We start from the raw sequence: 11,375 nt of genomic DNA, 5'->3' as shown, positions 1-11,375 counted from the left end.
AATATACAGATGATACCCTTTTTCTTTATAGAATTGTTTAAAATCCTTGTCTCTTTCGTTTTGAACAAAATGAAGGATTTGTTTCGTTTCTTTACTTATTGCAATTTCATTATTAAAACTCAAATCCACATTTAGATTTTGTTTTAAAAAAGCATATAACGATTTATCACTATTAAAGAAGCTCGTTTTCCAGTTAGGAAGGATTTCATCTAATAATAAACATAAAAGCATTCCTGAGCTATAGCAGCTCTTCCTAATGTTATCATTAGCTTCATATGCATCTAAAATAAATCCGCTATATTTTCGTAATGTTTCGCTTTCATCCTTTTCACATATTGCATTGTAAGCGTTCATTTCTACATACCAAGCAGGCCCCTCTATACTTTCAACCATACACTCATATGTTATAAACTCTTCTTTCATAAAACTAGTTCTTTGCTCTCTTAGTTCAATAAATTGCTTAATATAATTATATTTCTCAGCTTGTGACTTACAATGCACAGCATCATATAAACACATTCGTTCTTTATTTCGCAATTCTATATTTTCTTCTATTATAGGATATTGAAATCCTAGAGATTCATTTGGAAATCTACTTTCTTTATTCAAATATTGATAGCAATGAAAAAGTTCGTGCACCACAATCGCAAGTAAACTTTCATAGTCTTTATATCTATTCATATTCACGATTGCAGTTGGATAATCTTTGAATAGAATACATGTATCCCCTTTAAATTGGTCATCCCACTTTAAAACGGCATATTCACCATCATCTTTCAAAAATAATGGATGATGAAATACATACACATGCTCATCATTATATAATGCAAATGCAGCCCTCTTAAAACCAGGCCATAGCCCATTCAATAATTCTATATTTACATCTTTCTTTATTCGATTTAATATATTGTTCATTATATATAACACCCCTATATCATTCTACATACACCTATTCTATTCCACTTAAAAACAACCCTTTTATTTACATAAATATTAGATAAACCTATATCTTATCTCAATTTATAATGTATTATACAAATATACATGTGATAATTTTATGAAAAGGAGGTGAACAAATGAAAAATATAATCCCTGCACTAGTACTCTATATTATCGTTTGCATAATCGCTATGATTGCTCCAGCATCTGAAGGTTATAATCATATTGGCTGGAAGTTGTTTGTTGGGCAAGCGTATGCCATACCTATTTTCATCATTGCGGCTATTATTACATTTTATATAAACAAGAAAAAATCTACGAACAAACAGTTATAAGGACAGCAAATGCTATCCTTATTTTAATTCATTAATTAGATCAAAAATTACACTTGCAATACTTTCAATCCTTTCTTCCGATAAATCAAACGTAACACCTGTTTTTTCATATATTTCTTGTATAGGTAAATTCCAATCTGCATTCGCTCCCTCTTTAAAGAAAGCAATCGCTTTTTTTGGATCCTCTCGATAAATTTGAAACAATTGCATTGCTCCTATTTGCGCAATTGCGTATTCAATTTTATAGAATGGAAACTGAACATAATGAAATGACTCTAACCAGCTTGCACCGATTTCATCTTCTAATTCTGCAATATTGACTGATGAATATTGATATCTTTTACATAGTTCAGCGTATTTCTTATCACGTTCTTCTGAAGTATGGTTTGGATTTGAATAGAGCCAGTGCTGGAATACATCTCCTGCAACTGACGACATTAATAAAGACAAAGCGCGGTATAATTGGATGCGCTGCACTTCTTTATATTCATCCTCTTGCTTATAAAAGATATTGAGCTTATCCATTACTAGCAACTCAAGACCTAGGGAATAAAGCTCAGCTACCTCTTCACGAAGATATCTTTCTTGCATGCTACTATCATTGTTAAATTGTTTATAAAAATGAAATGCATGCCCCACTTCATGTATTAGCGCGTTAATTGCATAAAATGATGGACTAAAATTAGAATACACAAAAACCTCTTTACTATGAGGAAAGGTAAAACAAGCAGCTCCCGGTGCTTTATTTTCACGTTCTTCTACGTCAATTAATCCCGTTTTTCGTATATGAATAAATTTCTCATAAAAATATAAATCTGTCTTCCGAAATATTTCTTCCACCCCATTCAATAAATCAATAGCATTTTGAAACGGGGCTTTTGGTAATTTACATGGAGTAAGGTCCCAAGGGCGATATTTTTTTACACCGAGATTCTTTTTAGAAAGAATCCCCAACTGTTCCCATATTGGTACAACATACTTTTCTATAGATTCATGAAGCTTATAGCAATCATCAATACTGTAATCTCTATTTTTTTGTTTAAAAGCATACTCACTATAATTATTAAATCCTGCATTTAAAGCTATCTCATTCCGCAATTGTATGAGTTCATTCATAATACAATCTATTTCTATTTTCACTATACTTCTTGCTTCACATAAAGTGTACCAAGCTTTTTCGCGAATAGCTCTATTGGGGTTATCTAGTTTTGCTTTTACGTATGCATACGTCTTTTGCGCTCCTTCCCAATTAATAGATATGTTAGACATTATTTCTCTATATTTCGTAATAAGCTTTTGCTCTTTAATGGAAAGAGCAATGTTCTTGTCATTAAACATTTTACTTTTTACCAATCTTGCTTTTTTCATAAAACCGTATTTCTGCTCATTTAATAAGTCGGAAAACGGAGACTCTCTAAATTTCTGGTCAAATTTCGCATTGTATCTTTTTAAAAGTGGTTGAATTGTATTTTGATTATACATATGTAAATTACGTTTATTTCTGTCATTTGTATCTCTATACGTGGCAATTAAACTACTTGTTATCTCCTCTTCTATTTCAGCGGTTACACGCAGTTCATCCAAAAGCCAACTCTCTAATTCTGAAACAGAAGTAATATTTCGCTCTAAAAGTGACTGTAATTTACTCTCCAAATCATTAAGCATACACAATCCTCCTTTTTAAAAATTTTAATTTTCTGTTTTTTTGTGGATAGAAAAGGACAAGTAGCCAATCTGACTACTTGTCCTTGCTGTTTATCTGTACTCAATAAAATTAAGCTTGGAATGCTTCTGTTAATACTGGTACGATTTGTTTTTTACGAGATACAACACCTTTTAATGTAGCAGTGTTGTTTTCTAGAGATACGTTGTATGCTTTCTCAACAACGTTTGCTGCTTTACCGATCGCAAGACCGACAGAATCGTTAGTTAAGATGTCAGTTACAACGAATAAGAATAGGTCTAAACCTTTTTCTTCTACTACTGCAGAGATAACTTTTTCAAGTTCCGCTTGGTGTACAAGAACGTCGTTTGTATCAACAGCGTTTACTTGTGCGATTTCAACTTTCGCATTACCCATTTGGAATTCTTTAGCGTCAAGAGAGATTAATTGCTCCATTGTTTTTCCGCTTAAGTCAGCACCAGCTTTTAACATTTCTAAGCCGTAGCTATCAGCATCTACACCAGCGATTTCCGCTAATTCACGAGCTGCTGCTACGTCTTGCTCTGTGCAAGTTGGAGATTTGAATAGTAAAGAATCTGAAATGATTGCAGATAACATTAAACCTGCAACTTCTTTACGAATTGTAACGCCATTTTCTTTGTACATTTTGTTTAAGATTGTAGCTGTACAACCAACTGGCTCACAACGGTAGTAAATAGGATCGCTTGTTTCAAAGTTAGCAATACGGTGATGGTCAATAACTTCTAACACACGAACAGATTCGATATCGTTAGCACTTTGTTGACGCTCGTTATGATCAACTAAAATAACGTTGTCCACTTCGCTTGCAACTGTCTCAACAAAACGCGGTCCTTCTACTTTAAAATGGTCTAACGCAAATTGAGTTTCACCGCTGATTTCGCCTAAACGTACAGGCTCAGCATTCATTCCTAATTCTTTTTTCAATTCTGCATAAGCAATTGCAGAACAAATTGCATCTGTATCTGGGTTTTTATGCCCGAAAACTAGTACTTTTTCCATGTTTTCCACCTCTTCATGAAAAGGATATCTTAAAGAAGCAAATATGACAATATTTAAAGCCGAATTTTTTATAAATAATTGTACTTTCTTCTATATTTTTCATCTTTTTTCGTAAAAAAAGATCATCTAAAATGAATTAGATGATCAAAGTGTATATTTAATTTAAAATAGTGTAGGCACTTGCACTACATTGTTAAAAGCAAAATTGGAATTTAAACCATTATTCACAAGGTTCACATCAATAACTTGATAAAATGCATTTCCAGTGTCCGCAATCTCCCAAACAGCTAAAATAAGATGGTAGCCACTACGGTCAGTTGGTATATTCGCTTCATGCGTTACTGTTGTCCCCGGTCTAACTCCGCCATCATTTTTCACATAGAACGGCACTAAATCTAAACTAGACCTTGTTAAAGGCATATTTGGATTCCAATCCTTCTTTGTAATGTAGTATTTCCATTCTTTCGTACTATGTGGTGCAGTTAGTTTCCACTTGAATGTATTCGTCCCGCCGTTTAACGTAACTTTCTTCCACCTATCAACTGTTTGAACGTCTAAAGCAGGAAAATGGCCTGCTCCTGCGATTTGTCCATCAGAAGGTCCTAATTGCGGGAATCCACCTATTCCTTCTACACTTTGTGGCTCATATTGAATCGGTCCGCAATTTACATTTACCCCTTGCTTACATAAATAAGATCGGCTCGCTGGTGATTCTACATATCCATGAGCTGAAGCTTTTTCTGAAAAACCGAAAGTTAACAATCCCGTAAGTAATATACCACCACTTAATATAACTTTCTTCACCTTCTGTAAACCTTTCGTTCTCATCCCATCATCCCCTTTCCCATAATAAAGCGAAAATAACTATAGTCGGCTAGTCATCTTCTCTACATCCATTATAAGTCGAAGAACATACCTAAAAGAACCCTCTAAAAACTTTCTCAAATTCATTTAGTACATTAAATAAATTTTATTGATACATTCAAATAACACCGCTAGAGAAATATAGACGGTGTTAAATATACTAAATTAAACTATTCGTTTATAAATAAATTACGAAATTGGCAAAGTTAGTCTAGTTATCAAATAGCCCTCTCCCTCTCAGATTTGCGGAAACTGGCTCCTTTCCGATTTCACGTGCCCATATAGATAACTGGCCGATATGGTGGATTTCGTGGACAATGACATGACGTATTAACTCTCCGTGTGTACATTCAATGACTCGGCGCCTAATTGGTGCGTCTCTTGAGCTAATCGGCTCTTCATTGAAGTCAGCTTTTGAAAGTTTCCGAGAATCCATTTCATTTGTCCAAGAGGTCACAAATGGCTTCACTTTCCCGTGGTATTGAGCTGAAAGATTTTTCACTTTTTGTAAGCTGGCATACTCTTCAAACAATGGCTCCTCAGGCACTGATTCACCACGCAACCCTAAGATCCACATATATTCCACATCTACAATGTGAAATAGAGTATGTAGTATACTGCCGAACCCACCGACCCGTTTCTTTACGAGTTCTTCGGCCGACATGTCTTCGCACCACGTAAACCAATCATCACGAACTTGCCAGTTATATTGAAACAGTTTCAACATCACAGCAACCTCCATCTTTTAGATTAACATTTAATATTCACCAAAAGACTTCAAAATTCCTATTTAAGTAATACCTCTTATACAACTGTTAAAACCTTATACAAATTGGCCCTCAAATTGAACATTCAATATGAAGTTAATGAATGAAAAGAAACCCCCTATTATACAGGGGTTTATCAATCTTTTTACAAATCAATACTCAGACCTAATAACAAATTTGTCATTTGAAAATATCCCTCTTTTTAAATAAAAATACTAAATCATTTTATAATAAATAACCGTTGCATCTAAATTACCATTTGGAGATATTGCGTATTCTGGTATTTTTCCAACTTCTTTATAGTCTAATGATTTATACAATCTATTAGAAGGGTCTCCTTCTCTCGTATCTAGCACTATAAGAGACCTATTTTCTTGCTTTGCACTTTCCTCTGCTTTTTGCATAAGCAAACGTCCAATGCCATTACGTCTGAAGTTTGGATGAGTCATTAACTTACAAATTTCAGCTCTATGAATCCCATTAGGCTTTGTAACTAAATGTAATTGAATACTCCCTGCCACTTCATTATTTATTTTAGCGACATATAAAATCACTTCTGGTGCTAAGACTGTTTCCCAATACTTTACCGATTCTTTTTGTTCCAGTGGAGGTAAAAAACCAATTGATGCCCCATCATCTACAACCGTTTTCAAAAGATTCGAAAGCTCCTCCACGTCATCTTTTATTTGCTTAATCTCTTCAATGACTAAATTTTGCATTACTAATCCCCCTTTTGTTTCATTGTACCAATTTTTAAAGAAGGAATAACGAAATACTAAAATGAAATATATATTTAGATAAAACATACTTATAGAATGTATGAAAAGTGGAGGGATTAACAATTAGCAAAATAGGATTTGACTTAATAAATCACGAGGACAACTTTGATCTTGGCTATGATGTTATTGAAGAAATATCTATGGGATGTAATTTTTTTAACTGCACTCATACAAATGAACCACATTGCGCAATTAAAAAGCTATTTCCGATGAATTTCTTACAGAAGAAATAATAAATAGTTACTATCGAGATAAGAATGAATTCGAAAATGTATGTAAACAAAAGAACAAAACAAAAGCTATTGATTATATGAAACAATTGAAACTTTTTAGAAAATCTTAATACTAAATAAATAGTTGTTATTTTTCATTCCCACTAAATTTAAAATTCTTACTTTAATACATCACATACCAAATAATTTTTATACTCAAATTTAATCCCACGTAAAAGAACGTTTTAAACATAAAGTTTAAAACGTTCTTTTATATTCAATGCTTTTGATTTTTCAGTTCACTTAAACACTCTTGTACTAATGTTACTGCTTGACTCATTGCAGCTCCGCCAGCAAATGCTGCTGATACACCACATGCTTCCAGAATCTCTTTATCTGAACATCCTTGATCAAGACAACCTTTTGTATGATAAATGGTACAATATTCATCTTGCGTTGCTAGACTAATTCCTAATGCGATAAGTTGTTTTTCCCTTTTTGTTAAAGCGCCCTCTTGAAAACAAGCTTGCGTGAATGCATTATATGTTTCTGCAATTTCAGGAATTTTGTTTGTAAAACTACCGATTCCTTCTTTATAATGATGTAGAACGTCATTTACTGAATTATGTTGTTCGTGTTCCATCTTATTATTACCCCCATTCAAATTATGTGTACCTATTGTAGTATGTGATGAAAAGAAGGCAATATACTTCATTCAATAGAATGAATATTCAGTTTATTATAACTAAAATTTCAGACTGTCATCCTCTACCGTGTGTTCTTTATAGTTTTTCCTTTCAATTTCTTTACTTCTTTCGTCCCAAAATGCTAATCCTTCAATCCCCACATTTTTAGGATCAAATACTGGATCTTTCCCTTCTTTTTTCTGTGCTTCATAATCTTTTAACACTTTTAATGCGATTTTACTTAATAGTAGAATCGCAATTAAGTTTAACCATGCCATACTACCGATTCCTAAATCTCCAAGATTCCATAAAAGCGACGCTGATTCTATGCTACCGATGTAAACCATAATTAAAAATCCAATTTTTAAAACTGGTTTTAACCACCTATGTTTAAGATTACGATCTAAATAAGTAAGCGTCGTTTCAGCGATATAGTAGTATGCGAGTAAAGTTGTAAATGCGAAAAAGAAGATTGCGATTGAAATGAATAATGGACCAAATCCCGTCATAACAGTTTCAACTGCTTGTTGTGTATAGATTGGACCTGCATCAACATTCCCTATATTCTTTACTATAGCGCTTTTCCCTTCAGGTATAACGTTATACATACCTGTTATTAAAATCATAAGAGCTGTCGCTGTACATACAACAATTGTATCGATATATACAGAAAACGCTTGAACTAACCCTTGTTTTGCAGGATGAGATACTTCAGCGGCAGCAGAGCTATACGTTGCTTCTCCAACACCTGCAACATTTGAAAATACAGCGCGCTTTACGCCCCATGCAATTGCTGCACCGACGATTCCGCCAAACATTTCATTTACACCAAAAGCACTAGAGAAAATTAAAGCGAACATACTTGGAATTTCTGTTACATTCGCAATTAATACGATACATGTAACAATTACATAACCAATTGCCATAAATGGAACAAGCATTTGCGAAACGCCCGCAATTCTCTTTACGCCACCAAAAATGATTGATGCTAATAATATAACTAATAATATTCCAGTTATATATTTGCTAATGCCATTAGAGTTTTCAAATCCAACTGCGATACTACTAGACTGAATACCTGGTAATAAAACGCCATATGAAAGTGTTACAACAACCGCTACAATGACTGCAAACCATTTCATTTTCAGGCCTTTTTCAATGAAATATGGTGTACCACCTCGGTATTCATTCCCAACTTTACTTTTATACACTTGAGATAATGTTGATTCAACAAATGCACTCGCTGCTCCTAAAAGAGCCATTACCCACATCCAAAACACAGCTCCTGGTCCGCCAAAAGCGATTGCTGTCGCGACTCCTGCGATATTACCTATTCCAACCCTACCTGATAATGCTAAACAAAATGCTTGAAAGGATGAAATTCCCGTCTCCGAGCTCTTCCCTTCAAATAATAATTTAATCATCTCTTTAAAATAACGAATTTGTAGAAAACGAGTTGCAATTGTAAAATACACACCTGCCCCTAATGCAAAAACAACTAAGCCAATACTCCATACTTGCCCTACTAACCACTCTACTAATTGCTCCATCCAAATCCCCCTTAACATTCTTTTGAAAACTATTTTATATATAAGAAAACGGACAACTATTATTAAACCTTATAGTTGTCCGTATCTCTCATTATTTCATCCCTCTATTTATTAACAGTTAGATTCTCTATTACTTTATATTGACCCAAACACTTTTCACTTCTGTGTAATTATCAAGCGCATATGAACCTAACTCACGACCAATACCAGATTGTTTAAACCCACCAAATGGTGCAGCTGCATTTTCTAAGTTATAATCATTAATCCATACTGTTCCTGCCTTTAATTTATTGGCAACTTGATGTCCTGTTTTAATATTTTGTGTCCATACGCCTGCAGCGAGTCCGTATGAAGAGCGATTCGCTCTTTCAATTACCTCTTCTGTTGAATCAAACGGAAGTACAACGACAACTGGACCAAAGATTTCTTCCTTAACTATCGTCATATCATCAGAAACATCTGTGAATACTGTTGGCTGTACAAAATAACCTTTTTCAAATGCACGTTCACCACCAGCAGCAACAGTAGCGCCTTCAGCTTTTCCTTGTTCAATGTAATGTAGTACACGCTCTTGTTGCTTTTTAGATACGAGCGGACCCATTTCCGTTTCCTTCTCCATACCCGCTCCAAGTTTCACGTTATTCGCCATTTTTACTAGTTCATTTACGACTGTTTCGTAATGTTTTCGATGAACGAACACGCGAGATCCGGCACTACAATTTTGGCCGTGATTATACATAATGCCTTGGAATGCACCGTTAATCGCTTCTTCTAAATCAGCATCTTCTAAAATGATATTTGGTGATTTACCACCAAGTTCTAACGTTACATGTTTAATTGTTTCTGCAGATTGACGCATAATATATTTCCCTGTAACTGTTGAACCTGTGAAGGCTACTTTATCAATATCATGATGGTTTACGATTGCAGCTCCTGCTTCAGGGCCAAAACCTGGAACAAAGTTTACAACACCGTTTGGAAAACCTGCTTCTTTAAAGAGCTTCGCTGTATATAATAACGATAAAGGCGTTTGCTCTGCTGGTTTTAATACGATTGTACAACCTGTTGCTAGTGCAGCTCCCATTTTCCAAGAAGACATAACGAGTGGAAAATTCCAAGGAATAATTTGACCTACAACGCCAACAGGTTCATGGCGTGTGTAATTTAAGTAATCTTTTGAAATCGGAATTGTTTGCCCGATAATTTTCGTAGCCCATCCCGCATAATAACGATAATTTTCTACAGTCGCTGCAATATCATCATCCAGTGCTACTTGATAGGGTTTTCCATTATCTAAAGCTTCTAACTGTGCTAATTCTTCTCCATGCTCTTCAATTAAGTCTGCTAATTTATAAATTAGGTGCGCTCTTTCAGCGGTAGTCATTTCTGCCCAAGGTCCTGATTCAAATGCAGATCTTGCAGCTTTTACCGCTACATCAATATCCTCTTCTCGCGCTTCGCATACGACAGCTAAAACATCTTCTGTTGCTGGATTGTATGTCTCAAACGTCTTCCCGCTAATGGAAGGTACAAATTCACCATTAATAAACATTTTAATTTCTTCATTTAAAAACGCTTTCACTTTTGGTCTCAGCTCAATGTTTGTCGTTAACATATATGCTCTCCTCCTTATTTAAACAGCTGCATGAGCTGCAATTTTTGAAATAATCGTTTGAAGTTTTTGATCTTCTTCTTCAGTTAATCCGAGTCTCGGATAACGAGAAGGTCCCCCTGCTTGCCCGTGTAATTCCATTGAGCGTTTAACAATTTGTACATATTTTCCTGATCCTTCAAGAAACTCGCAAAGAGGTAAAATAGCATCGTTTATTTCCCAAGCTTTTTCTAATTCACCATTTTGGAAATGCTCATACATTTTCGTAACAAGTCCCGGCACGATATTTCCTGCTACTGAAACCCATCCCGTTGCACCTACTAAATAAGATTCCATAACTAAATCTTCAGATCCACAGAAGACTTGAAAAGCACCTTCGCCTTGTCGTACTAAATCTCTTGCTTTACGAATATCTCCGCTAGATTCTTTAATATGTGTAACATTTTCACATTCTCTTCCAATACGTAGCATGAGCTCTGTACTCATATCAACACCAGATGTAAACGGATTATTGTATAACATAATTGGTATATTTACAGCGTTTGAGATTTCTTTAAAATGAAAATAAATTTCCTCTTCTTTCGGCTTACAATAGTACGAGTTAATAATTAATGCGCAACCCGCTCCGTGTGCTTCTGCATGTTTCGTATATTCAATCGTTTCTTTCGTCGTTTCTGCTGCAGTTCCTACAATAACTGGAATACGGCCATCAACTTCTTTTAATACTGTTTCTACCATTTTAAATCGTTCTTCTTTTGATAAACTAACAAACTCACCTGTACTTCCATTAATAATAATGCCAGCTACCTTTTGATCGATAAAATAGTTTACGTTTTGTTTTACACCGTTCCAATTAATTTCTTGAAACTTATCCATCGGTGTGATTAATACTGGAAATGCCCCTTTAATTTTTTTCATATTTATCTC

11 protein-coding genes and 1 pseudogene are annotated in these 11,375 nt (G+C 34.6%); 2 read left to right on the top strand and 10 right to left on the bottom strand.

Annotation, left to right across the window (positions count from 1 at the left end; translation table 11 throughout):
* Positions 1 to 915 (bottom strand): peptide ABC transporter permease (locus tag DN394_RS21340; RefSeq protein ID WP_149294216.1); only part of this gene is annotated, 915 nt, incomplete at its 3' end.
* 161 nt (positions 916 to 1,076) lie between these two features.
* Between DN394_RS21340 and DN394_RS21335 the strand changes: the two genes are divergently transcribed.
* Positions 1,077 to 1,274 carry a DUF4017 family protein gene (locus DN394_RS21335; RefSeq protein WP_046954126.1) on the top strand — a complete coding sequence of 66 codons (198 nt, stop codon included), beginning with the start codon at positions 1,077 to 1,079 and terminating at the stop codon, positions 1,272 to 1,274.
* An 18-nt stretch (positions 1,275 to 1,292) separates the two neighbouring features.
* Here DN394_RS21335 and DN394_RS21330 read toward each other — a convergent pair whose 3' ends face one another.
* The 5 genes from DN394_RS21330 to DN394_RS21305 all read right to left on the bottom strand — a co-directional run bounded on the left by DN394_RS21330 (position 1,293) and on the right by DN394_RS21305 (position 6,328).
* Positions 1,293 to 2,939, bottom strand: coding sequence for a M3 family oligoendopeptidase (locus tag DN394_RS21330; RefSeq protein ID WP_149294215.1), 1,647 nt, complete (start codon positions 2,937 to 2,939; stop codon positions 1,293 to 1,295).
* A 109-nt stretch (positions 2,940 to 3,048) separates the two neighbouring features.
* Positions 3,049 to 3,978 carry a manganese-dependent inorganic pyrophosphatase gene (ppaC, locus tag DN394_RS21320; RefSeq protein WP_000416841.1) on the bottom strand — a complete coding sequence of 310 codons (930 nt, stop codon included), beginning with the start codon at positions 3,976 to 3,978 and terminating at the stop codon, positions 3,049 to 3,051.
* 162 nt (positions 3,979 to 4,140) lie between these two features.
* Entirely contained in the window at positions 4,141 to 4,806 is a 666-nt protein-coding gene (locus tag DN394_RS21315) for a lytic polysaccharide monooxygenase (RefSeq protein WP_046954128.1), read from the bottom strand.
* 247 nt (positions 4,807 to 5,053) lie between these two features.
* The gene (locus tag DN394_RS21310) at positions 5,054 to 5,569 is read right to left on the bottom strand and encodes a DinB family protein (protein WP_046954129.1); all 516 of its coding nucleotides are present in this window, start codon (positions 5,567 to 5,569) and stop codon (positions 5,054 to 5,056) included.
* Between the two features lie 255 nt (positions 5,570 to 5,824).
* Positions 5,825 to 6,328, bottom strand: a complete 504-nt coding sequence (locus DN394_RS21305) for a GNAT family N-acetyltransferase (RefSeq protein ID WP_097916822.1) — start codon at positions 6,326 to 6,328, stop codon at positions 5,825 to 5,827.
* Between the two features lie 107 nt (positions 6,329 to 6,435).
* Between DN394_RS21305 and DN394_RS29495 the strand changes: the two are divergent.
* Positions 6,436 to 6,731 (top strand): annotated as a pseudogene (locus DN394_RS29495) (hypothetical protein).
* Positions 6,732 to 6,877: 146 nt separating this feature from the next.
* Here DN394_RS29495 and DN394_RS21300 read toward each other — a convergent pair.
* From DN394_RS21300 to dapA, 4 genes are all read right to left on the bottom strand, one after another.
* The gene (locus tag DN394_RS21300) at positions 6,878 to 7,315 is read right to left on the bottom strand and encodes a carboxymuconolactone decarboxylase family protein (RefSeq protein WP_141542911.1); all 438 of its coding nucleotides are present in this window, start codon (positions 7,313 to 7,315) and stop codon (positions 6,878 to 6,880) included.
* Between the two features lie 30 nt (positions 7,316 to 7,345).
* A complete protein-coding gene (locus tag DN394_RS21295; protein ID WP_098209010.1) occupies positions 7,346 to 8,836 on the bottom strand; it encodes an alanine/glycine:cation symporter family protein in 1,491 nt (496 codons plus the stop codon).
* Between the two features lie 130 nt (positions 8,837 to 8,966).
* A complete protein-coding gene (locus DN394_RS21290) occupies positions 8,967 to 10,451 on the bottom strand; it encodes an aldehyde dehydrogenase family protein (protein WP_097916816.1) in 1,485 nt (494 codons plus the stop codon).
* Positions 10,452 to 10,469: 18 nt separating this feature from the next.
* A complete protein-coding gene (gene dapA / locus DN394_RS21285) occupies positions 10,470 to 11,366 on the bottom strand; it encodes a 4-hydroxy-tetrahydrodipicolinate synthase (protein WP_097994108.1) in 897 nt (298 codons plus the stop codon).
* Between the last annotated feature and the right edge of the window lie 9 nt (positions 11,367 to 11,375).

The organism is Bacillus sp. BB081, assembly GCF_008368895.1.
Taxonomy (GTDB): Bacteria; Bacillota; Bacilli; order Bacillales; family Bacillaceae_G; genus Bacillus_A; species Bacillus_A wiedmannii.
This window is presented reverse-complemented; position numbering and strand designations above follow the sequence as displayed.

Excerpts from the sequence above, each read along its gene's own strand:
- DN394_RS21335 (WP_046954126.1), top strand. The coding sequence starts at position 1,077 with ATGAAAAATATAATCCCTGCACTAGTACTCTATATTATCGTTTGCATA.
- DN394_RS21330 (WP_149294215.1), bottom strand. The coding sequence starts at position 2,939 with ATGCTTAATGATTTGGAGAGTAAATTACAGTCACTTTTAGAGCGAAAT.
- ppaC (WP_000416841.1), bottom strand. The coding sequence starts at position 3,978 with ATGGAAAAAGTACTAGTTTTCGGGCATAAAAACCCAGATACAGATGCA.
- DN394_RS21315 (WP_046954128.1), bottom strand. The coding sequence starts at position 4,806 with ATGAGAACGAAAGGTTTACAGAAGGTGAAGAAAGTTATATTAAGTGGT.
- DN394_RS21310 (WP_046954129.1), bottom strand. The coding sequence starts at position 5,569 with ATGTTGAAACTGTTTCAATATAACTGGCAAGTTCGTGATGATTGGTTT.
- DN394_RS21305 (WP_097916822.1), bottom strand. The coding sequence starts at position 6,328 with ATGCAAAATTTAGTCATTGAAGAGATTAAGCAAATAAAAGATGACGTG.
- DN394_RS21300 (WP_141542911.1), bottom strand. The coding sequence starts at position 7,315 with ATGAAGTATATTGCCTTCTTTTCATCACATACTACAATAGGTACACAT.
- DN394_RS21295 (WP_098209010.1), bottom strand. The coding sequence starts at position 8,836 with ATGGAGCAATTAGTAGAGTGGTTAGTAGGGCAAGTATGGAGTATTGGC.
- DN394_RS21290 (WP_097916816.1), bottom strand. The coding sequence starts at position 10,451 with ATGTTAACGACAAACATTGAGCTGAGACCAAAAGTGAAAGCGTTTTTA.
- dapA (WP_097994108.1), bottom strand. The coding sequence starts at position 11,366 with ATGAAAAAAATTAAAGGGGCATTTCCAGTATTAATCACACCGATGGAT.